Here is a 20231-nt window from a genome sequence, read left to right as displayed (position 1 = left end):
GGTTTGAAGTGACTAGTTTGCGGAGCCGCTCATTTCCCCGTCGCAAGGACGATTCTTCATGAAGCAGTCAACTGCCAAGACCCTCGGTGTTGCCGCTCTCGGTGCCGCCTTTGCCGCCGTCGCCGCCGGTACCGCCTCGGCCGTCCCCGCCGTCGGTCTCGGTGACGCACTGGGTACCGTCACGGGCGCAGTCCAGGGCGCGACCAGCCAGCAGCACGTGGCCGCCGAAGAGGGCCAGCAGGCCCCCGAGGCGAGCGACCCGGCCGCCGTGCTCGGCCCGGTGACCGGCCTCCTCGGCGGTCTGCCGACCAGCGGCCTCGGCGCCTGATCCACTTCGGATCCCCTGCTGGATCCGTACGCGACCCGTACGCGATTCGCACGCACGCCCACGCGGCGCACACCTCTTCGACCAGGTGTGTGCCGCGTCGCGTCATGTGCCAGGATCGCCGCCAACTGCCCGCCAAAACCCTGGGTGTAACGGGATCCCCCTCCTGGAGGAGGGGGCTTTCTGCTGCTCTGGCTGAGGGCCGCCGTTACCAGCACTAGCCAGTGCTTTGTGGAGGTGAACGAAGTTGGCTACGTTTCACGCAGGTGAGAAGACCCACCAGTCGTTGCTTCCTCAGCGGGCTGCTCTGGAATTCGAGTCAGTAGACACCCCCCGGATCGGGGACGAAACGGGACTCGAACACCGCACGCGTGCGGCTGGCATCGATGGCGTCACCCCCAACCCCAAGGTTGGGAAGAAGGCCCGTGAGGGCCACCCCGTCGTGTTCGTCTTGGACGAGCACGGCCTTCCGCTGCAGCCCACCTGGCCCGCGAGAGCCCGCAAGCTTCTCCACCAGGGACGGGCTGTCGTGGCCCGACACACGCCGTTCCTGATCCGGCTCAAGGACCGCACGGCCCGTGAGTCACAGGTGGATGGTGTGGAACTCGGCTCCAATCGAACTCGCCCCGAGGGCTGGCTTGCCCCCTCCCTACGCCACCGAGTGGACACCACCGTGGCGTGGACCACCCGGCTCGCGCACTGGGCACCGGTCCGTTCGGTGCACGTCGAACGGGTCGCGCTTGACACCCACGCCATGTCGCGCGGCGGTCCGCTGGAAGGGGCCGAGTACCAGCACGGCACCCTCCGCGGCACGGAAGTCCGCGAGTACCTCCTCGCCCCATGGGGCCGCGCCTGCGCCTACTGCGGGGCCGAAGTCCCCCTCAACATCGACCACATCCACCCCAAGAGCCGGGGCGGAAGCAGCCGCATCTCCAACGGCCGTACGAAATGGAACCGACAGAAGAATTTCCGTCTCCTCCAACGAGCCGACGGCTACGCCCACACCACCCGACCTGAAGGCCCCCATTCACCCCCCGCGACCCAAGCAGGGGTTCCTAGGAGAAGAGCCCGATGAAGGCACGAACGGCCGCGGCCGTGCTACTCCCCGCCCTGCTGACCGCGATGGTGGGCTGCGGCAGTACGAACACACCCGCCTCCGGCAAGGACCCGGACCCGAAGGGCTCCGCGAGCGCGCCCGGGCAGTCCGCGTCGGCAGGCTCGGCCGGCGCGTCCGGCCCGGAGGGATCCTCCGGATCCGCGGGCACCGGCGGATCCGGTGACACGGGCGGCGCGGGCGGCACGACCGGCCCCGGGCAGGCCTCCAGCAGGCTGGAGCGCTCCGCCCTGAAACAGGGCGACCTGACCGGCTACCAGATCTCCGCGAACGGCAAGAACCCGAACGCCCCCGACGGCCAGCCACAGGCGGACCGCAAGGCCTGCCAGCCGCTCGCCGACATCATGGGCGACAAGCCCGACCCGGCGGCGCGCGAGACCGTCAACCGGGGCATCGGCTCCCAGAAGCAGTTGGGCCTGGCCGTCTCCGCCTCCGTCAGTTCCTATGCGGAGTCCGACGCCAAGGCGCTGATCGCCCGGCTGAAGGACGCCGTGGCCGCCTGCGCCTCCGGCTTCACCGCCACCGTCGAGAAGCAGAGCGGCACGTACCGCGAGGTGAAGGCGGCCGACTACAAGACGGGCGGCGACGAGAGCGTCAGCTGGACCACGACCGCAGCCGCCGAAGGCGTCACCGCCCAGGTCCACCTGGTCGTCGTGCGCCAGGGCGACACCGTCATGCGCCTCATGGCACTCAACGTCACGGGCGGCCGCCAGACCCCCCAGGTCCCGCACGAGGTCGCGGACAAGCAGCTCCAGAAGGTCCGCGCCGCGCGCTGAATTCCGGGTCGGGTCCTGCCGACTACCAGCCGGTGGCGGCGGAAGTCGTGCTCGACTTCTCGTTCGGCAGGAGCACCCACAGCGCCAGGTAAAGGAGGAACTGCGGGCCGGGCAGCAGGCACGAGACGACGAAGATGATCCGCATCGTGTTCGTGGATATTCCGAAGCGACGCGCCAGACCGGCACAGACTCCGCCGATCCATCGTCCGTCACGGGGGCGGGCAAGGGCGCTCATGGTCTCTCCTCGGTCGTTGTGCGGTCCGCGGGACGTTTTCCCGCGATGCCTCAATACTCCCGCTGAACAGAGGACAGAACGTCGGTCCAAGGGCCGAGCCCGACCCTGGTAATTCTCGGGGTCGCCCCCTGAGAACGCCGCAGCCGGGCCCTCAGGGCCGGGAGGACGGCCAGGTGCGCGAGCATCACGCCGAGGGTGTTCAGCAGCACCGAATCCACATCGACCACCTGCCCCGGAACCGCCGTCTGCAGCATCTCGATGCCGACCGAGACCAGCGCGCCCGCGGCGGCCGTCCGGGTCAGCGAGGACCAGGTCGCCAGCGGCGCAAGCTCCACACGGCCGCTGAGCAGCGGCAGCAGCACCCCGAGCGGGGCCAGCAGCGCCAGCCCGCCGCCGATCCGGCGGGCGGCCTCCAGGTTTCCGTAGGAGAGGTCCGCCCTGATCCCCTCCAGGGGGGTCAGATTGGCGGCCGCCGCCCAGGGCACGTCCAGCGGGCGCAGCATCAGCCAGCCGACGAGGAGGAGGTGGGCGCCCAGCAGGACCCCGGCGAGAAGCCGGATCCACAGCTGTACGGCGGCGCTGCCGCTGCCCTTGACACGCTTGCCCTTGAGACGGTGCACGCCAGTGGAGACGCGGGTTCCGGCCTCCGCGGTTCCGGGGAAACCGCCGGTCAGCCGGTGGCGAGGACCACAATCAGGATCAGTGCGCCGATCACGGCGGGCGCGATGATCTCGTACGACCAGGAGACCTTCACCGAGCCCTGGGCGCCGGCCCGCGAAGCACCGCGCTCGTGCAGGTCCCGCAGTTCGTCCATGATCTGGTCGGCGGAGGCGCGGCGGGGTTCCTCGTCCGGGGTCTTGCCCTGCCTGTTGCCCAGGCCGAGCCGGCCCGCCTGCCGGCGGTTGGCCTTGTTGCGCTCCCGCAGGGAGACCGGAATGGACCACAGCTGGTACGTCGCCCCCTCCGCGAGCACCTCGGCGGAGAACCGGGCCCGGACGGTGTCGACGGCGGCCCAGGGGAGCTCGATGATCCGGAAGGGGTTGCGCACGCGCAGCCGGTCGTCGTTGGCGAAGACGGCCGGACGGACCGTGAACGCGACGATGACCGGAGCCAGGCACAGTGCGACGGCGAGGGCGATCCACGGGACGTTCCCCGAGCCCCGCACCACGGCGTCGCCGCAGAGCCACGCGAGCAGGGCGAGCAGCACCACCCCGGTGACGGTGGCCATCGTGGAGCGGTAGACCCGGTCGTCGTACGCCGGCTCTTCGGTGGGCTGATCGCTGCTCATGCGGCAGATTCTGCCTCAAGCCGTCTCACCCCACGAGATCGGCGTACAGGATGATGTTGTCGGGGCGGTGACCGTCGGTGATTTCTCCGCCGCAGGTGATCACGCGCAGCTCGGGGCGCGGGGTGTCCCCGTAGACCTTCGTGGTGGGGAAGTGCTTCTTGTCCACCTGCTCCAGCTCGCGCACCCGGAAGACGGCGTCGGTGCCGTCCGCCCTGGTCACCCTGATCTCGTCGCCGGTGTGGACGCGCGAGACGTTGCGCAGGACGGCCGGCCCGCGCGCGGTGTCGAAGTGGCCGATCAGCACCGCCGGGCCGGTCTCGCCGGGCGTGACGCCCTTGGTGTACCAGCCGATCTTGTCCCCGTCCGCTACGGAGGGCACCTGGACCGAGCCGTCGGAGGCCAGCCCGAGCTCCAGTACCGGCGAGGCGTCCACACCGGCCGAGGCGATCCGTACGCGGACGGGCGCGGAGGCGGGCAGGGCCGCGGCGGGCGATGCCGGAGCCGAGGGCGCGGCCGGGGCGGGCACGGGAGCGGCGGAGGTCTCGGCGACGTGCGGCGGCGGGGTGGCGGCCGGGGTGGCACCGCCGCACCCGGTCAGGGCGACCAGGGCCGCCGGGCCGAGCAGGGCGGCGGCGAGCAGCGGGCGTCGGCGGGACGGGCGGTGATCCATGGGGGCGGCTCCGGGGAACGGCCTGCGGCGGGCCACCGTGGGGTGGCCCGCCGGAAGCGGGAACGAGAGTGGCTCGGGGCAGGGCGGTTCAGCCGCGGGCGCGGGCCTTGCGGGCGCGGACGGCGAAGGCGGTGCCGAGGCCGGCGAGGATCGCGATGAGGGCGGCGCCGGTGGCTGCGGTGGTGGTGTTGTCGGTGTCCGCGGCGGCGGTCTGCGTGGTCTCCGCGATCTCGGTGGATTCGGCGAGTTCGGCGCCTGCGGCGACGGGGCCCTTGGGGACGACGGCGGTCTGCGGCTTGGCGGCGGCGGGCTTGCCGGCGGGCTGCTCGGCGGGCTTCACCGAGGTCTTGGGCGCGGGCTTGGTGGACGGCTTGGCGGAGGGCTTCGCGGACGGCTTGGCGGCGGGCTCGGCCTTCGGCATCAGTTGGAAGGTCGAGGCGCCCTCGCCCAGCACGCGGATGTCGAATCCCTCGCCGTTGTCCGTGAGCTTGTACTGGACGCCGTCGAGGACGGCGAGGGTGTGGGTGCGGTCGAGCTTGGCCAGGACGCGGCCGGCCCAGCCGTCGCCCGGCTTCCAGTCGGGGGAGACGGCGCGGATCCAGACCTCGGGGCCTTCGGACTTGTTGCGCAGCACCGCGATCTTGCCCTTGCCGAGCTGGACGATCTGACCGTCGTAGCGGTCGGTGTCCGAGGAGTTCGCCGACGCCGACACCGCCGACGCCGATACCGCGGTCACGGTCTGCGCGGCCTGGGCGGGCGCGGCGATGGCCGTCGCGGCGGGGGCCAGGAGGGCTCCGGCGAGGGCGGCGGTGACGATCGAGGTACGGAGGGCGGTACGCATAACGACTCCTGGAAGCATTGTCTGGGAAGGGGCGGAGAGTCGCATGCCGCGGTGTCGCTGTCGGGGTTTCGTCCGGTCAGGTCTGCGGGGCTGCTGAAGAGAAATCTACGGATCTTGATCGACCGGAACGTGGTCGTCCTGTCATGGCTGAGTAACAGCGAACAGTCGTCCGACAGGCGTACTCGCCTTCGGTCCGTACGGGGACGCGACGGGGCCGAAACGCCCTCCGGCGGGCCACCACGAAGGCGGCCCGCCGGAGGGCGCGGGCGCTCGCGCCCAGGGTGGTGATCAGCCGCGCGAGCGGGCCCTGCGGGCACGGACCGCGAAGGCCGCACCGAGCAGGAGGCCCGCCGAGAGGACCCCGGCACCGGCGACCGCGATCGGGGCACCGGCACCCTCGGTGGTCTCGGTACCGAGCTCGGCGCCCGCGGCGACCGGTCCCTTCGGGACCACGACCGTCTGGGGCTTCGGCTTCGGCTTCGGCTTCGCCGGGGCCGAGGTGGTGGGCTTCGGCGCGGGCGGCGGGGTGGCCTTGTCCTCGACGAGCTCGTAGTTGCGCAGGCAGCCGGGCTGGAGGGCGGGGAAGGAAGTGGTTGTGGGCTTGACGGTGCCGCCCTGCAACTGCCACCGCAGGACCGGCTCGGCACCGCTCGGGTTGATGATCTGGACGTTCTTGGACCAGGCGGGGTTCTTGCGGTCCAGGACCTTCCAGACGCCCTCCTCCCCGGAGGTGTACAAGTCGACCTTCGGGCCGTCCACCGTCGTCCACAGTTCGGCCCGCGTCCCCGCGCCGAGGGACACCCGCTTGGGGCCGGAGACGCAGATGGCGGTGACCTCCTCCTCGGTCCCGCCCCCGGAGGTGACGTTGAGGACGGGCGCCTGCGTGTTTGCCCCGGCAGCGGCGGACGTTGCGGTGGTCGGTGCGGCGGCGAAGGCGCTGCCGGCGGCCGGTACGAGCATCGCGCCCGCGAGGGCGGCGGTGGCCATCGAGGTGCGGAGGGCGAGGGCGGTACGCATGACGACTCCTTGTGTGTGGTCGGGAGCGGGCGGAGGAGAGTCGCATGCCGCGACGAATCTGTTTCGGTCTCATTCGGCCGGGTCAGGTGTGGCGGGCTGCTGTGGACAAAACTACGAATCGTGTAGGGACGGAGGGTTCGGCTCCTGTCATGGGGCTGTAACCGTCGAACGCGTGTCGGAACGGACGGGTCGATTCCCTCGCGGATGCCCTCGAATCGGCAGAGGGGGGTGACAGGCCGCTACGCGCGTAGATATGCTCATGTGGTGACCATGCCCACCACCCTCACCGCATTCGCTGACGTGACGACGTCCGACAGTGCGCTGCGCCGCTTCCTGCACGGGCTGCCCGGCGTCGACGCTGTCGGCCTGGAGGCCCGCGCGGCCTCCCTCGGCACCCGCTCGATCAAGACGACGGCCAAGGCGTACGCCATCGACCTCGCCATCTCGATGATCGACCTGACGACGCTGGAAGGCGCGGATACCCCGGGCAAGGTCCGGGCGCTCTCCGCCAAGGCAGCCAACCCCGATCCGACCGACCGCACCACGCCCATGACGGCCGCCGTCTGCGTGTACCCCGACATGGTGGCCACCGCCAAGGCCGCCCTGAACGGCGCCGACGTCAAGGTCGCCTCCGTCGCCACCGCCTTCCCGGCCGGCCGCGCGGCCCTGCCCGTCAAGCTCGCCGACACGGCCGACGCCGTGGCCGCAGGCGCCGACGAGATCGACATGGTCATCGACCGTGGCGCCTTCCTCGCAGGCCGCTACCTCGACACCTACGAGCTGATCCGCTCCGTCAAGGAGGCCTGCGTCCGCCCCGACGGCAGCGCGGCCCGCCTCAAGGTGATCTTCGAGACCGGCGAGCTGTCCACGTACGACAACATCCGCCGCGCCTCCTGGATCGGCATGATGGCCGGGGCCGACTTCATCAAGACGTCCACCGGCAAGGTCGGGGTCAATGCGACGCCCGCGAACACGCTCCTCATGCTCGAAGCCGTCCGCGACTTCAAGGCGCAGACTGGAATCCAGATCGGCGTGAAGCCGGCCGGCGGGATCCGGACCACCAAGGACGCGATCAAGTTCCTGGTCCTGGTCAACGAGACCGTGGGCGAGGACTGGCTGTCCAACCACTGGTTCCGCTTCGGAGCCTCCAGCCTGCTCAACGACCTGTTGATGCAGCGCCAGAAGCTGAGCACCGGCCGGTACTCCGGTCCCGACTACGTGACGGTGGACTGATCGCCATGGCATCCGCATTCGAGTACGCACCCGCCCCCGAGTCCCGTTCCGTCGTCGACATCGCGCCCTCCTACGGGCTGTTCATCGACGGCGAGTTCACCGACGCGGCGGACGGCAAGGTCTTCAAGACCGTCTCCCCGGCCTCCGAAGAGGTCCTCGCGGAGATCGCGCAGGCCGGCGCCGCCGATGTGGACCGCGCCGTGAAGGCCGCCCGCAAGGCCTTCGAGAAGTGGTCCGCGCTGCCCGGCTCCGAGCGTGCCAAGTACCTCTTCCGCATCGCCCGGATCATCCAGGAGCGCAGCCGCGAGCTGGCCGTCCTGGAGACCCTCGACAACGGCAAGCCGATCCGGGAGACCCGCGACGCGGACCTGCCGCTCGTCGCCGCGCACTTCTTCTACTACGCGGGCTGGGCCGACAAGCTCGACCACGCGGGCTACGGCGTGGGCCCGCGCCCCCTCGGTGTGGCCGGCCAGGTCATCCCGTGGAACTTCCCGCTGATGATGCTCGCGTGGAAGATCGCCCCGGCGCTCGCCACGGGCAACACCGTCGTGCTCAAGCCGGCCCAGACGACCCCGCTCTCCGCGCTCTTCTTCGCGGACATCTGCCGCCAGGCGGGCCTGCCCAAGGGCGTCGTCAACATCCTCACCGGGTACGGGGACGCGGGCGCGGCCCTCGTCGAGCACCCGGACGTCAACAAGGTCGCCTTCACCGGTTCCACCGCCGTCGGCAAGGCCATCGCGCGCCAGGTCGCCGGCACCTCCAAGAAGGTCACCCTGGAGCTGGGCGGCAAGGGCGCCAACATCGTCTTCGACGACGCCCCCATCGACCAGGCCGTCGAGGGCATCGTCAGCGGCATCTTCTTCAACCAGGGCCAGGTCTGCTGCGCGGGCTCGCGCCTCCTGGTCCAGGAGTCGATCCACGACGAGCTGATCGACTCGCTCAAGCGCCGGCTGACCACGCTGCGCCTGGGCGACCCGCTCGACAAGAACACCGACATCGGCGCGATCAACTCCGCCGAGCAGCTCGCCCGGATCACCGCCCTCGCGGACACCGGCGAGGCGGAGGGCGCCGAGCGCTGGTCGGCGCCGTGCGAACTGCCGAACGCCGGCTACTGGTTCGCCCCGACGCTCTTCACGAACGTCTCCCAGTCGCACACCGTCGCCCGCGACGAGATCTTCGGCCCGGTGCTGTCCGTGCTGACCTTCCGTACGCCCGACGAGGCCGTCGCCAAGGCCAACAACAGCCAGTACGGCCTGTCCGCCGGCATCTGGACGGAGAAGGGCAGCCGCATCCTCGCGGTCGCCAACAAGCTCCGTGCGGGTGTGGTGTGGGCCAACACGTTCAACAAGTTCGACCCGACCTCGCCCTTCGGCGGCTACAAGGAGTCGGGCTTCGGGCGCGAAGGCGGCCGTCACGGCCTGGAGGGCTACCTCGATGTCTGATTCCCCGACGCAGACGCGTCTGAGCGTCTTCAAGACCTACAAGCTGTACGTCGGGGGCAAGTTCCCCCGCTCCGAGAGCGGCCGGGTGTACGAGGTGACTGACTCGAAGGGCAAGTGGCTGGCCAACGCCCCGCTGTCCTCCCGCAAGGACGCCCGGGACGCGGTCGTCGCCGCCCGCAAGGCCTTCGGCGGCTGGTCGGGCGCGACCGCGTACAACCGCGGCCAGATCCTCTACCGCGTCGCCGAGATGCTGGAGGGCCGCCGCGAGCAGTTCGTCCGCGAGGTCGGCGAGGCCGAGGGCCTGTCCAAGACGAAGGCCGCGGCCGTCGTCGACGCAGCCATCGACCGCTGGGTCTGGTACGCGGGCTGGACCGACAAGATCGGCCAGATCGTGGGCGGGGCCAACCCGGTCGCGGGCCCGTACTTCAACCTCTCCACCCCCGAGCCGACCGGTGTGGTCACGGTCGTGGCCCCGCAGGCCTCGTCCTTCCTCGGACTGGTTTCCGTGATCGCCCCGGTGATCGCCACCGGCAACACGGTCGTCGTCATCGCCTCCGAGAAGGCGCCGCTCCCGGCGCTGTCCCTCGGCGAGGTCCTGGCCACCTCCGACCTGCCCGGCGGCGTGGTCAACATCCTGTCCGGCAAGGCCGCCGAGATGGGCCCGCACCTGGCGTCCCACCAGGACGTCAACGCAATCGACCTGGCCGGAGCCGACGAGGCGCTGGCCAAGGAGCTGGAGATCGCGGCCGCGGACAACCTCAAGCGCGTCCTGCGTCCACAGCCTGTGGACGACTGGAGCGCGGACCCGGGCACGGCGCGCATGACGCCGTTCCTGGAGACCAAGACCGTCTGGCACCCGACCGGGTCGCTGGGCGCGGGCGGGTCCTCGTACTAGAGAGGCCCCACCCCCGAAGACGGGCCCCGGCGGCGTCCCCCGCGCTGCCGGGGCCTCTTCATGCCTCCGCTCCATGCCTCCGCGCCCGCACGACCTCCGGGCTCACGTGCCCTACGGGAGCTACTTGCCGCCCGTCAGGGGGCCCAGGAGGGACGAGGCCGCGGCCGTGGGCAGCTCGCCGACCGACGGCCCCTGGGTCAGGATGCCCGTGACCATGCCGGTGCCGACGGAGGGAAAATCCGCGACCTTGGTGGCGACGCCGTTGTCGAGCGGGTCCACGCCGGTGTGGGCCAGGGGATTCACCTTGAGGTTCGAGATCGGGTTGGAGACCCCCGCGAGGGCCGCCGGAACATCGAGCTCGCCCGCCTGGGCGCCGCCGGCGGCCATCGCGAGGGCCGCGCCGGCCATCGAGAGGGTCAGGCCTGCGCTGCGCAGCGCCTTGGGATGGGGGGCTTTGGGGGCTGCGTGACGTGCCATGGTTCCCGCCTGTGGGCTCGTACGGAGTCGTGATCGCGTGCGCACGCAGCGTAGTGGAGGTGTGATCCTGGATACCAACGGACCTTTGGGTAGGTCCCCTGCGCGAGGTAATAGTTCACACTGTTGTTCCGTGAGCTGTTCCTCTCCTTCGCCTACGCGTGTCGTCCTGCTGACCGGACCCTCGGGCTCCGGCAAGTCCTCGCTGGCGGCCCGTTCGGGGCTGCCCGTGCTGCGCCTGGACGACTTCTACAAGGACGGCGACGACCCGACCCTCCCGCGCGTCGAGGGCAGCGCCGACATCGACTGGGACTCCCCGCTGTCCTGGGACGCGGAGGCGGCCGTGGCCGCGATCGCCGAGCTGTGCGCGGCCGGGCGGACCGAGGTCCCCGTCTACGACATCGCCACCTCCTCGCGGACCGGTACGGAGGCGCTGGACATCTCCCGGACCCCGCTGTTCATAGCCGAGGGGATCTTCGCGGCGGACGTCGTCGTGCGGTGCCAGGAGCTGGGGCTGCTGGCGGACGCGATCTGCCTGCGCGGGCGGCCCAGCACCACCTTCCGCCGACGCCTGGCCCGTGACCTGCGAGAGGGCCGCAAGTCCGTGCCGATGCTCCTGCGGCGGGGGTGGCGGCTGATGCGGGCCGAGCGCGGGATCGTTGCCCGTCATACCGCGCTGGGCGCGCATGCCTGTGGTCGTGACGAGGCGCTGGGGCGTCTTGCCGCCGCCGCGGCGGGGCGGCACCGGGCCGTGGCGCCGGCGTAGCCGTCGCTGCCCGGGCCGGGCCGTGCCGGCCGGCCCTGCGGGGCGAAGTCCCCTACCCGCCCTTCCACCGTCCCCGGGCGCTGTGCCCGGACCCGGAAAGACCCTGGGGCTCCGCCCCGGACCCCGGTCCTCAAACGCCGGACGGCTGAGATGGCTGACGCCAAAGGGCGGGACCGTGCGGACCCCCGTCCGCTCGATCCCGCCCTTTGCCCCCGTGGCCCCCGTCCCACCCCCGCAGGACGGGCCCCCTGGCCCTTTGGTCTCGTGGAGGCCGCCCTTACGCGACCAGGTCCTCGAAGGACTCCGACTCGTCGCGGCCGAAGCTCAGCGCCTCGTCCTCGCGCATCCGGCGCAGCGAACGCCAGATGCTCGACTTCACCGTGCCGACGCTGATGCCGAGGATCTCCGCGATCTCCGGGTCCGTGCGGCCCTCGTAGTACCGGAGCACCAGCATCGTGCGCTGCGGCTCCGGGATGCGGGTGAGCGCCTGCCACAGCACGGCGCGCAGCTCCGTACCGCCCATGGCGTCCGTGTCCGAGGCCGTCTCCGGCAGCTCTTCCGTCGGGTACTCGTTGAGCTTGCGCCGGCGCCAGGCGCTGATGTGCAGGTTCGTCATCGTGCGCCGCAGGTATCCGCCGACGGCGGCCTTGTCGCTGATGCGGTCCCAGGCGCGGTACGTGGAGAACAGCGCGGTCTGCAGCAGGTCCTCGGCCTCGTAGCGGTCGCCGGTCAGGTGGAAGGCCGTCGCGTAGAGGGCGGCCCGCCGCTCCTGGACGTACGCGGTGAACTCGGCCTCGTTGGAGGAGTCCGGGACGTCCGTGGAGCCCGGCGTGCGCTGGGCGGGGACGGAGGGGCGCTCGTAGGTCTTCGCGTCGATGGCCACCACGTGCGCCGGCCGCCGGGAAGGGGCCGTGGCCGTACGGATTGCCGTGCGGCGGTTCACATCGTGCAGCCGCGTGACAACCGCGCTGGTGCTGGTGCTGTGCAGCGTGTTCATCTCGCGCCCCCCGTCGTGGAGTCTGTCTGGTCCGTTGCCAAGAAGACTGCCCGCCCGACATAACCGGGGTGTCCTTCGACTGTCACAGGCCTGTCACAGGGTCCGGGCGGAAGCCGCGCCGGGGCCGTGCGGGGGCCGTGTGGGAGCCGCCCCGCGATTGGAGGTGCAGGGCGGTCGAAGTCCCGAGGGGCGATGGGACAGAATGAGCCCGTGCCTTTCCTGTTGCTCATCGAGGACGACGACGCCATCCGCACGGCCCTCGAACTCTCCCTGACTCGCCAGGGCCACCGTGTGGCCACCGCGGCGACGGGCGAGGACGGCCTCAAACTGCTCCGCGAACAGCGGCCGGACCTGATCGTCCTGGACGTCATGCTGCCCGGGATCGACGGCTTCGAGGTGTGCCGGCGCGTCCGGCGCACCGACCAGCTGCCGATCATCCTGCTCACCGCGCGCAACGACGACATCGACGTGGTCGTCGGCCTGGAGTCGGGAGCCGACGACTACGTCGTCAAGCCCGTCCAGGGGAGGGTGCTCGACGCCCGCATCCGGGCCGTGCTGCGCCGTGGCGAGCGCGAGGCCACCGACTCCGCCGTCTTCGGCTCGCTGGTCATCGACCGCAACGCCATGACGGTGACCAAGAACGGCGAGGACCTGCAGCTCACCCCGACCGAGCTGCGGCTGCTCCTGGAGCTCAGCCGTCGCCCCGGCCAGGCGCTCTCCCGCCAGCAGCTGCTGCGGCTGGTGTGGGAGCACGACTACCTCGGCGACTCGCGCCTCGTCGACGCCTGCGTGCAGCGGCTGCGCGCCAAGGTCGAGGAAGTGCCCTCGTCGCCCACCCTGATCCGTACCGTGCGGGGCGTCGGCTACCGACTGGACTCCCCGCAGTGATCAGAGCCCTGTTCGCGGGCCGGCGCTGGACCAGCCTGCGGCTGCGGCTCCTCGTCGTGTTCGCACTGGTCGCGCTGACGGCCGCCGTGTCCGCGTCCGGGATCGCGTACTGGCTCAACCGCGAAGCCGTCCTGACCCGGACCCAGGACGCCGCCCTCGGCGACTTCCGGCAGGAGATGCAGAACCGGGCCGCGGCGCTGCCCGCCGACCCGACGCAGGAGGAGCTGCAGCACACCGCTGAGATGATGGCGGGCAGCAGCCCCGGCTACAGCGTGCTGCTGGTGGACGAGAAGGACGGCCGCAAGGTGGCCGGGTCGGCCGGTCCCGACGCCTTCTCGCTGGCCGACGTACCGAAGTCGCTCCAGCACGCCGTGGACGACCGGCAGAAGACCACCTCGGCCAACGATGCCGCGTACCACGTGTACTGGCAGCGGACGAAGCCGAACGGGAACCCCTACCTGGTCGGCGGCACCCGGATCGTGGGCGGCGGGCCGACCGGCTACATGTACAAGTCCCTCGCCCAGGAGCGCGACGACCTCAACGCCCTGGCCTGGTCCCTGACCATCGCCACCGGGCTCGCGCTGCTCGGGTCCGCGCTGCTCGCGCAGGCCGCGGCCCGTACGGTGCTGCGGCCCGTGCAGCGGCTCGGCGACGCGGCGCGCCGGCTCGGCGAAGGGGAGCTGGACCACCGGCTGGAGGTGTCGGGGACGGACGAACTCGCCGATCTGGCCCACACCTTCAACAAGACGGCGGAGGCGCTGGAGAAGAAGGTCGCCGACATGAGCGCGCGGGAGGAGTCCAGCCGGCGTTTCGTCGCGGACATGTCCCACGAACTGCGCACGCCGCTGACGGCGTTGACGGCGGTGGCCGAGGTGCTGGAGGACGAGGTCGACGGCCTCGATCCGATGATCGCACCGGCGGTGGGTCTGGTCGTGAGCGAGACCAGGCGGCTGAACGACCTCGTGGAGAACCTCATGGAGGTAACCCGCTTCGACGCGGGCACGGCGCGGCTGGTGCTGGACGACGTGGACGTCGCCGACCAGGTGACGGCGTGCATCGACACGCGGGCGTGGCTCGACGCGGTCGAACTCGACGCGGAGCGCGGGATCGTGGCGCGGCTCGACCCGCGGCGGCTCGACGTGATCCTGGCCAATCTGATCGGCAACGCGCTCAAGCACGGCGGATCGCCGGTCCGGGTCTCCATCCGCGTGGAGGGGGACTGGCTGGTCATGGCCGTACGGGACAACGGGCCGGGCATCCCCGAGGCCGTACTGCCGCACGTCTTCGACCGGTTCTACAAGGCGAGCGCGTCGCGGCCGAAGTCCGACGGCAGCGGGCTCGGCCTGTCCATCGCGATGGAGAACGCGCACATTCACGGCGGCGACATCACCGCGGAGAACGGTGCGGAGGGCGGTGCGCTGTTCACGCTGCGGCTGCCGGTGGACGTGGGGAAGGTGATCGCCGGTGACGACGAGGCGTAGGACGGCGCGCGGGACGGGGCGTGGCGCCACGCTCGGTGCGCTGCTCGGTACGACGGCCGTCGTGGTGGCCCTGGGTTTGTTGTCCCTGGGAGCCCTGACCGGGTGCGGGATCCGTGCGACCACCGTGCCGGTGGACGTGGGCCCGGCCCCCTCGCGGGTCTCGTGCAAAACCCCTACCGGCACGGCCGCCGGAACGGGCGGGGTGCAGGGCATCCGGGCCACGGTGGAACTGGTCTGTGGGGCGCAGCTGGTGGGCGTCCAGCGGGTGGTGCCGGTGCCGGAGAAGCAGCCCGCTGCGCGGGACGCGGCGGTGTTCGTCACCCAGGCCCTGCTGGAGGCGCTCCAGCGGGAGCCGTCGGCGGAGGAGCGGGAGGCCGGCTTCACGACCGAGGTACCGGCGAACCTGACGGCCTCGGCGCCGCGGCCGGGGGATCCGGCGGGCACGGTGCGGCTGAGCCGCAAGCCCGAGGACCTGCCGCCGGTGGCGCTGTCGCAACTGGTGTGCACGCTCGCGGAGAGCGACGCGGTGTCGGCGGGCCCGGGCCCGGTGGTCCTGGGCGGTCCCGACGCGGATCCGCCGCGGGCCTGGGAGTGCACGGACGCCGTCCGCTCCCGTCCGGAGTCGGTCCCGACCCTGGGCGACGTGGTCCGGCCGACGGCGACGCCGGCGCCCTCGGCTTCCTGACCCGGATACGGCGAAGGCCCCCTGAGCAGGAACTCGGGGGGCCGATGCACTGCCTGCCGGGCCGACGGACGGAGTCCGGCGCAGCGGGCCGAAGCCTGCGAAGCAGTGCGAGGTGCGCGTCGGGAAGGCTAAATGCCGGCCGCGGCCGCGAGGTCCTTCTTGATCGCGTCGAGGACTTCCTGGCCGCGGGCGCGGGCCGGGAGCAGGTCCGAGGCTTCCGCCACCGGGACCACGACCTCCAGGTAGCACTTCAGCTTGGGCTCCGTACCGGACGGGCGGACGATCACCCGGGCCTTGTAGTCGCCCTCCAGGTAGTAGCGCAGCCCGTCCGTGGGCGGGAGCGTCGCCGTGCCCCGGTTCAGGTCCTCCGCCGAGGTGACCCGCAGGCCCGCCAGCGAGGCCGGGGGCTCCGCGCGCAGCGCCGCCATCGCCGAGGCGATGACCGACAGGTCCTCCACGCGGACCGACAGCTGGTCGGTGGCGTGCAGACCGTGCTCCATGGCCAAGTCGTCCAGCAGGTCGGTCAGGGTCCGGCCCTGCTCCTTGAGCTCCGAGGCCAGCTCCGCGACGAGCAGGGCGGCCGTGACGCCGTCCTTGTCGCGGACGCCCTCGGGGTCCACGCAGTAGCCGAGCGCCTCCTCGTACCCGTAGCGCAGGCCCTCGACGCGGGAGATCCACTTGAAGCCGGTCAGGGTTTCTTCGTAGCCGACGCCCGCGGCCTCCGCGATCCGTCCGAGGAGGGAGGAGGAGACGATGGACTCGGCGAAGACGCCCTGGGCGCCCTTGTGCACCAGGTGGGCGGCGAGCAGCGCGCCGACCTCGTCGCCGCGCAGCATCCGCCAGCCGGAGGCCGAGGCCCCGTCCGGGACGGCCACGGCGCAGCGGTCGGCGTCCGGGTCGTTGGCGATGACGATGTCCGGGTTCACCCGGGCGGCCGTGGCGAAGGACAGGTCCATCGCGCCCGGCTCCTCCGGGTTGGGGAAGGCCACCGTCGGGAAGGCCGGGTCCGGCTCCGCCTGCTCGGCCACCAGGACCGGGGCCGGGAAGCCCGCGCGGGCGAAGGCGGCCAGGACCACGTCCTTGCCGACGCCGTGCATGGCCGTGTAGACGGTCCGCACGCCCCGGGGGGAACCGGGGGTCAGGACGGCGTCCGTACGTGCCAGGTAGGCCTCCAGGACCTCGTCGCCGAGGTCCTGCCAGCCCTCCTCGGCCCGCGGTACGTCGGCCAGCGCGGCGATCGCGTCGATCTGCGCGGCGATCTCCGCGTCGGCCGGGGAGACGATCTGCGAACCGTCGCCGAGGTAGACCTTGTAGCCGTTGTCCCGGGGCGGGTTGTGGCTCGCGGTCACCTCGACGCCGGCGACGGCGCCCAGGTGCCTTATGGCGTACGCGAGGACGGGCGTCGGCAGCGGACGGGGCAGGACGGCCGCGCGCAGCCCGGCACCGGTCATCACCGCGGCGGTGTCGCGGGCGAAGTCGGCCGACTTGTAGCGGGCGTCGTAACCGACGACGACCAGGCCGCCGGCGTGGCCCCGGGCCTTGAGGTAGGCCGCGAGGCCCGCCGCGGCCCGGATCACCACGTTGCGGTTCATCCGCATCGGGCCCGCGCCCAGCTCGCCGCGGAGTCCGGCGGTGCCGAACTGCAGCATGCCGGAGAAGCGGTCCGCGAGCTCGGTCGTGTCACCGGCCTCGATGAGCTTCGCGAGCTCGTCGGCCGTCTCCGGGTCCGGGTCCTCGGCCATCCAGGCCCGGGCCCGCGCGATCAGATCGTCCTGCACGTCCTGCACGTCCTGCACTGCTTCCGCCTTACCTCTCGTACGGTCGGTCGTCCGGTCGTCCGGACGTTCGGTGCGTTGTTCAGATCCGGGCGAGGACCTGGGTCAGCAGCTTGCCCATGCGCGAGGCCGAGTCGCGGCCGGCCTGGAGCACCTCTTCGTGGTTGAGCGGCTCGCCGGAGAGGCCCGCCGCCAGGTTGGTGACCAGCGAGATGCCGAGCACCTCGGCGCCGGCCTCGCGGGCGGCGATGGCCTCCAGCACGGTGGACATGCCGACCAGGTCGGCGCCCATGACGCGGATCATGTTGATCTCGGCCGGGGTCTCGTAGTGCGGGCCGGGGAACTGCACGTAGACGCCCTCTTCGAGGGTCTCGTCGATCTCCTTGCACATGGCGCGCAGGCGCGGCGAGTACAGGTCGGTCAGGTCCACGAAGTTCGCGCCGACGATCGGCGAGGTGGCCGTGAGGTTGAGGTGGTCGCTGATCAGGACCGGCTGGCCGGGCTTCATGCCCTCGCGCAGGCCACCGCAGCCGTTGGTCAGGACGATGGTCTTGCAGCCGGCGGCGACGGCCGTGCGCACGCCGTGGGCGACGGCGGCGACGCCGCGGCCCTCGTAGTAGTGGGTCCGGCCGAGGAAGAGCAGCGCGCGCTTGTCGCCGATCTTGTACGAGCGGATCTTGCCGCCGTGGCCCTCGACGGCGGGCGGCGGGAAGCCGGGCAGCTCGGTCACGGAGAACTCGGCCTCGGGCGCGCCCAGCGCCTCGGCGGCGGGGGCCCAGCCGGAGCCCATCACGAGGGCGACATCGTGGGTCTCGGCGCCGGTCAGCTCGCGCAGGCGGGCGGCGGCGGCGTCGGCGGCGGCGAAGGGGTCGGTAACAGATGCGTTCACGCGGAAGAGCGTAGCCGCTCTCGGCCTACGCGCGTAGATGGCACCGCTCACGGTATTCGGATCGTTGCTTTGTCGTTTCCGCCGAAACGTCCCTCGATGGGGGAGCGGGGGCGGGTGATGCGGCGCGGTGCCGTTGCCGGGGGCGCCGCCCCCGGGCCCCTGCGCCTGAAGCGCCGGCGAGGCTGGATTCGGCCGATCCCGGCCTGCGAGGCGCGGCGGTGGCCCCGCGAAGGACTGCGGCTAGCAGGGTCGCTTGCGGAGTTCCATCACGTAGTCGTGCGGGGCGCCCGCGGATTCGGCCGCGTCGGCGAGTTCGCCCAGGTAGCGGGCCGAGGGCAGGCCGCCCTCGTAGCCGTTGAGGACGTACACCCAGGCCGCTTCCTCGCCTTCCAGCGTGTGCACGCGCACCCGCATGCGGCGGTAGATGTCGAGCCCGACGCCCTCCCACCGGTCCATGGAGTCCTCGTCGAGCGGGGCCACGTCGTACAGCGCGACGAAGACCTGGTGGCGCGGCGCTTCGACGATCGTCGCCAGCGCGCCCTCCCAGCCCATCTGCTCGCCGCCGAAGGTCAGCCGCCAGTCGTTGATCCAGCCCGTGCCGCGCAGCGGCGAATGCGGAGCGCGGCGCGTCATCAGCCGCGGGTCGAGGTTGCCGGCGTACGCGGCGTAGAGCGACATGAGGTCGAGGGTACGGGAGGGGCGGCCCCGGCTGCGCTCCCGGCCGTGTACGGGGCCTGCGTCCCGGATGGTGGGACCGGGCGTGAAGCACCTTGATGCGTGCGGGACAATGACGTACGGAATGCATCCCCCGGGGAGACCCCCCGGAAGCCCCGGCCGGGGCGGCAGCCGGCCGGGTAGACGTGAGGCGGAGTTTTCGTGACCCGGATCGTGATCATCGGCGGCGGACCCGGCGGGTATGAGGCGGCCCTCGTGGGGGCCCAGCTCGGCGCGGAGGTGACCGTCGTGGACTGCGACGGTCTGGGCGGCGCGTCGGTGCTCACCGACTGCGTGCCCTCCAAGACTCTCATCGCGACCGCCGAGGTCATGACGACCTTCGACTCGTCGTACGAGGAGCTCGGCATCGTCGTCGCGGACGACACCCCGCACATCGAGCAGGCCGCGCGCGTCGTCGGCGTGGACCTCGGCAAGGTGAACCGGCGCGTCAAGCGCCTGGCCCTCGCCCAGTCCCACGACATCACCGCCTCCGTCACCCGGGCCGGCGCCCGGGTCGTACGGGGCCGCGCCAAGCTCGGCGGCCCGCAGGGCATCGACGGCACGCGGGACGTCATCGTCACCGCGGCCGACGGCTCCGAGACGATCCTCACCGCCGACGCCGTGCTCATCGCGACCGGCGGACACCCCCGCGAGATCCCCGACGCGATGCCCGACGGCGAGCGGATCCTGAACTGGACCCAGGTCTACGACCTCGAAGAGCTCCCGGAGGAGCTCATCGTGGTCGGCTCCGGCGTGACCGGCGCCGAGTTCGCCGGCGCGTACCAGGCCCTCGGCTCCCGGGTGACCCTCGTGTCCTCCCGCGACCGCGTGCTCCCCGGCGAGGACCCGGACGCCGCCGCCGTGCTGGAGGACGTCTTCCGGCGCCGCGGCATGAACGTCATCGGCCGCTCGCGCGCCGAGTCCGCCAAGCGGGTGGGCGACCGGGTCGAGGTCACCCTCTCCGACGGCCGGGTCATCTCCGGCACGCACTGCCTGATGGCGGTCGGCGCGATCCCGAACACGAGCAACATGAACCTGGAGGAGTCCGGGGTCAAGCTCAAGGAGTCCGGGCACATCTGGACCGACAAGGTCTCCCGCACCTCCTCGCCCGGCGTGTACGCGGCCGGCGACGTGACCGGCATCTTCGCGCTCGCGTCGGTGGCCGCCATGCAGGGGCGCATCGCGATGTACCACTTCCTCGGCGACGCGGTGGCCCCGCTGAACCTGAAGACGGTCTCCTCGAACGTCTTCACCGACCCCGAGATCGCCACCGTCGGCTACACCCAGGCCGACGTGGACTCCGGCAAGATCGACGCCCGGTGCGTGAAGCTCCCGCTGCTGCGCAACCCGCGCGCCAAGATGCAGGGCATCCGGGACGGCTTCGTGAAGCTGTTCTGCCGGCCGGGCACCGGGATCGTCGTGGGCGGCGTCGTCGTCTCCCCGCGCGCGAGCGAGCTCATCCACCCGATCTCGATCGCCGTCGACAACAACCTGACGGTCGAGCAGATCGCAAACGCGTTCACCGTGTACCCCTCGTTGTCCGGTTCGATCGCCGAAGTTGCCCGCCAGCTGCACACGCGGAAGGCCTCCGGCGAGGCGTAGGTCCCGATAACGACCCTTGTGAGCAAGGGCTTTGGAGTGGGTGGTGGGGCCCCCCCCGGCGCTGGGGGCGGGGGGGGGCCCCCCGGGTACACAAAATGAACAACCTGTATGTACAACAACGGAA

Annotated in this window: 22 protein-coding genes; 11 read left to right on the top strand and 11 right to left on the bottom strand. The window is 71.7% G+C overall.

Annotated features, from left to right (window positions below; genetic code table 11):
• Positions 1-58 precede the first annotated feature (58 nt).
• The 3 genes from ACFVX6_RS18400 (at position 59) to ACFVX6_RS18390 (ending at position 2215) form a co-directional block, all read left to right on the top strand.
• Positions 59-328: a hypothetical protein gene (locus ACFVX6_RS18400; protein WP_389692647.1), complete on the top strand. Its 270-nt coding sequence runs from the start codon at positions 59-61 to the stop codon at positions 326-328.
• Positions 329-767: 439 nt separating this feature from the next.
• Positions 768-1400, top strand: coding sequence for an RRXRR domain-containing protein (locus ACFVX6_RS18395; RefSeq protein WP_389692645.1), 633 nt, complete (start codon positions 768-770; stop codon positions 1398-1400).
• Positions 1397-2215, top strand: a complete 819-nt coding sequence (locus ACFVX6_RS18390) for a sensor domain-containing protein (protein ID WP_389692643.1) — start codon at positions 1397-1399, stop codon at positions 2213-2215. Before ACFVX6_RS18395 ends, ACFVX6_RS18390 begins: the two co-directional genes overlap by 4 nt.
• A 22-nt stretch (positions 2216-2237) precedes the next feature.
• Here ACFVX6_RS18390 and ACFVX6_RS18385 read toward each other — a convergent pair whose 3' ends face one another.
• The 6 genes from ACFVX6_RS18385 to ACFVX6_RS18360 form a co-directional block, all read right to left on the bottom strand.
• On the bottom strand, positions 2238-2450 hold the full coding sequence (locus ACFVX6_RS18385; protein WP_389692641.1) for a PspC domain-containing protein: 213 nt from the start codon (positions 2448-2450) through the stop codon (positions 2238-2240).
• Positions 2451-2500: 50 nt separating this feature from the next.
• Positions 2501-3070 (bottom strand): VanZ family protein, encoded by a 570-nt coding sequence (locus tag ACFVX6_RS18380; RefSeq protein ID WP_389692639.1) that lies wholly within the window; start codon positions 3068-3070, stop codon positions 2501-2503.
• Positions 3071-3120: 50 nt separating this feature from the next.
• Positions 3121-3738: a PH domain-containing protein gene (locus ACFVX6_RS18375; protein ID WP_389692637.1), complete on the bottom strand. Its 618-nt coding sequence runs from the start codon at positions 3736-3738 to the stop codon at positions 3121-3123.
• Between the two features lie 25 nt (positions 3739-3763).
• Entirely contained in the window at positions 3764-4408 is a 645-nt protein-coding gene (locus ACFVX6_RS18370) for a class F sortase (protein ID WP_389692635.1), read from the bottom strand.
• Between the two features lie 88 nt (positions 4409-4496).
• Positions 4497-5249: a hypothetical protein gene (locus ACFVX6_RS18365; protein WP_389692633.1), complete on the bottom strand. Its 753-nt coding sequence runs from the start codon at positions 5247-5249 to the stop codon at positions 4497-4499.
• 288 nt (positions 5250-5537) lie between these two features.
• Positions 5538-6266, bottom strand: coding sequence for a hypothetical protein (locus ACFVX6_RS18360; RefSeq protein ID WP_389692631.1), 729 nt, complete (start codon positions 6264-6266; stop codon positions 5538-5540).
• Positions 6267-6536: 270 nt separating this feature from the next.
• On the opposite strand from ACFVX6_RS18360, the gene deoC reads away from it, so the two are divergent.
• Genes deoC through ACFVX6_RS18345 form a run of 3 tightly spaced genes read left to right on the top strand, consistent with a single transcriptional unit; the run spans position 6537 to position 9836 of the window.
• Positions 6537-7499, top strand: a complete 963-nt coding sequence (gene deoC / locus ACFVX6_RS18355; RefSeq protein ID WP_250746380.1) for a deoxyribose-phosphate aldolase — start codon at positions 6537-6539, stop codon at positions 7497-7499.
• 5 nt (positions 7500-7504) lie between these two features.
• Positions 7505-8941 carry an aldehyde dehydrogenase family protein gene (locus tag ACFVX6_RS18350; protein ID WP_389692629.1) on the top strand — a complete coding sequence of 479 codons (1437 nt, stop codon included), beginning with the start codon at positions 7505-7507 and terminating at the stop codon, positions 8939-8941.
• Positions 8934-9836: an aldehyde dehydrogenase family protein gene (locus ACFVX6_RS18345; protein WP_389692627.1), complete on the top strand. Its 903-nt coding sequence runs from the start codon at positions 8934-8936 to the stop codon at positions 9834-9836. The genes ACFVX6_RS18350 and ACFVX6_RS18345 overlap by 8 nt, the downstream gene beginning before the upstream one ends.
• 120 nt (positions 9837-9956) lie before the next feature.
• Here the strand turns inward: ACFVX6_RS18345 and ACFVX6_RS18340 are convergent, their stop codons facing one another.
• Entirely contained in the window at positions 9957-10313 is a 357-nt protein-coding gene (locus tag ACFVX6_RS18340; protein ID WP_274549201.1) for a hypothetical protein, read from the bottom strand.
• A gap of 64 nt (positions 10314-10377) precedes the next feature.
• On the opposite strand from ACFVX6_RS18340, the gene ACFVX6_RS18335 reads away from it, so the two are divergent.
• Entirely contained in the window at positions 10378-11076 is a 699-nt protein-coding gene (locus tag ACFVX6_RS18335) for a uridine kinase (RefSeq protein ID WP_389692742.1), read from the top strand.
• Between the two features lie 277 nt (positions 11077-11353).
• Here ACFVX6_RS18335 and ACFVX6_RS18330 read toward each other — a convergent pair whose 3' ends face one another.
• Positions 11354-12073, bottom strand: a complete 720-nt coding sequence (locus ACFVX6_RS18330) for a SigE family RNA polymerase sigma factor (protein ID WP_389692625.1) — start codon at positions 12071-12073, stop codon at positions 11354-11356.
• Positions 12074-12283: 210 nt separating this feature from the next.
• Here ACFVX6_RS18330 and afsQ1 point away from each other — a divergent pair, with 210 nt between their 5' ends.
• From afsQ1 to ACFVX6_RS18315, 3 genes are read left to right on the top strand one after another with little or no spacing between them, the layout of a single operon-like run.
• Positions 12284-12961: a two-component system response regulator AfsQ1 gene (gene afsQ1, locus ACFVX6_RS18325; RefSeq protein ID WP_250746240.1), complete on the top strand. Its 678-nt coding sequence runs from the start codon at positions 12284-12286 to the stop codon at positions 12959-12961.
• Positions 12859-14442 (top strand): ATP-binding protein, encoded by a 1584-nt coding sequence (locus tag ACFVX6_RS18320; protein WP_389692740.1) that lies wholly within the window; start codon positions 12859-12861, stop codon positions 14440-14442. The genes afsQ1 and ACFVX6_RS18320 overlap by 103 nt, the downstream gene beginning before the upstream one ends.
• Positions 14426-15127 carry a hypothetical protein gene (locus ACFVX6_RS18315; protein ID WP_389692623.1) on the top strand — a complete coding sequence of 234 codons (702 nt, stop codon included), beginning with the start codon at positions 14426-14428 and terminating at the stop codon, positions 15125-15127. The genes ACFVX6_RS18320 and ACFVX6_RS18315 overlap by 17 nt, the downstream gene beginning before the upstream one ends.
• 128 nt (positions 15128-15255) lie before the next feature.
• On the opposite strand, the gene ACFVX6_RS18310 is transcribed toward ACFVX6_RS18315, so the two are convergent.
• The 3 genes from ACFVX6_RS18310 to ACFVX6_RS18300 all read right to left on the bottom strand — a co-directional run bounded on the left by ACFVX6_RS18310 (position 15256) and on the right by ACFVX6_RS18300 (position 18469).
• Entirely contained in the window at positions 15256-16905 is a 1650-nt protein-coding gene (locus ACFVX6_RS18310; protein ID WP_389692738.1) for a phospho-sugar mutase, read from the bottom strand.
• 79 nt (positions 16906-16984) lie between these two features.
• The gene (locus ACFVX6_RS18305; RefSeq protein ID WP_389692621.1) at positions 16985-17791 is read right to left on the bottom strand and encodes a purine-nucleoside phosphorylase; all 807 of its coding nucleotides are present in this window, start codon (positions 17789-17791) and stop codon (positions 16985-16987) included.
• Positions 17792-18031: 240 nt separating this feature from the next.
• A complete protein-coding gene (locus ACFVX6_RS18300; protein WP_389692619.1) occupies positions 18032-18469 on the bottom strand; it encodes a gamma-glutamylcyclotransferase in 438 nt (145 codons plus the stop codon).
• Positions 18470-18667: 198 nt separating this feature from the next.
• Between ACFVX6_RS18300 and ACFVX6_RS18295 the strand changes: the two genes are divergently transcribed.
• Positions 18668-20107 (top strand): NAD(P)H-quinone dehydrogenase, encoded by a 1440-nt coding sequence (locus tag ACFVX6_RS18295; protein WP_389692617.1) that lies wholly within the window; start codon positions 18668-18670, stop codon positions 20105-20107.
• Positions 20108-20231 lie beyond the last annotated feature (124 nt).

Origin of the sequence: Streptomyces sp. NPDC058289 (genome assembly GCF_042880975.1) — a bacterium.
In the GTDB taxonomy this organism is placed as follows: Bacteria; Actinomycetota; Actinomycetes; order Streptomycetales; family Streptomycetaceae; genus Streptomyces; species Streptomyces stoeckheimensis.
Note: the sequence above shows the minus strand (reverse complement) of the source record. Positions and strands in the feature narration are given on the sequence as shown.

What these genes read in the sequence shown, in the direction of transcription:
- ACFVX6_RS18400 (WP_389692647.1), top strand. Translation starts at nt 59, where the DNA reads ATGAAGCAGTCAACTGCCAAGACCCTCGGTGTTGCCGCTCTCGGTGCC.
- ACFVX6_RS18390 (WP_389692643.1), top strand. Translation starts at nt 1,397, where the DNA reads ATGAAGGCACGAACGGCCGCGGCCGTGCTACTCCCCGCCCTGCTGACC.
- ACFVX6_RS18385 (WP_389692641.1), bottom strand. Translation starts at nt 2,450, where the DNA reads ATGAGCGCCCTTGCCCGCCCCCGTGACGGACGATGGATCGGCGGAGTC.
- ACFVX6_RS18375 (WP_389692637.1), bottom strand. Translation starts at nt 3,738, where the DNA reads ATGAGCAGCGATCAGCCCACCGAAGAGCCGGCGTACGACGACCGGGTC.
- ACFVX6_RS18370 (WP_389692635.1), bottom strand. Translation starts at nt 4,408, where the DNA reads ATGGATCACCGCCCGTCCCGCCGACGCCCGCTGCTCGCCGCCGCCCTG.
- ACFVX6_RS18365 (WP_389692633.1), bottom strand. Translation starts at nt 5,249, where the DNA reads ATGCGTACCGCCCTCCGTACCTCGATCGTCACCGCCGCCCTCGCCGGA.
- ACFVX6_RS18360 (WP_389692631.1), bottom strand. Translation starts at nt 6,266, where the DNA reads ATGCGTACCGCCCTCGCCCTCCGCACCTCGATGGCCACCGCCGCCCTC.
- deoC (WP_250746380.1), top strand. Translation starts at nt 6,537, where the DNA reads ATGCCCACCACCCTCACCGCATTCGCTGACGTGACGACGTCCGACAGT.
- ACFVX6_RS18350 (WP_389692629.1), top strand. Translation starts at nt 7,505, where the DNA reads ATGGCATCCGCATTCGAGTACGCACCCGCCCCCGAGTCCCGTTCCGTC.
- ACFVX6_RS18345 (WP_389692627.1), top strand. Translation starts at nt 8,934, where the DNA reads ATGTCTGATTCCCCGACGCAGACGCGTCTGAGCGTCTTCAAGACCTAC.
- ACFVX6_RS18340 (WP_274549201.1), bottom strand. Translation starts at nt 10,313, where the DNA reads ATGGCACGTCACGCAGCCCCCAAAGCCCCCCATCCCAAGGCGCTGCGC.
- ACFVX6_RS18330 (WP_389692625.1), bottom strand. Translation starts at nt 12,073, where the DNA reads ATGAACACGCTGCACAGCACCAGCACCAGCGCGGTTGTCACGCGGCTG.
- ACFVX6_RS18300 (WP_389692619.1), bottom strand. Translation starts at nt 18,469, where the DNA reads ATGTCGCTCTACGCCGCGTACGCCGGCAACCTCGACCCGCGGCTGATG.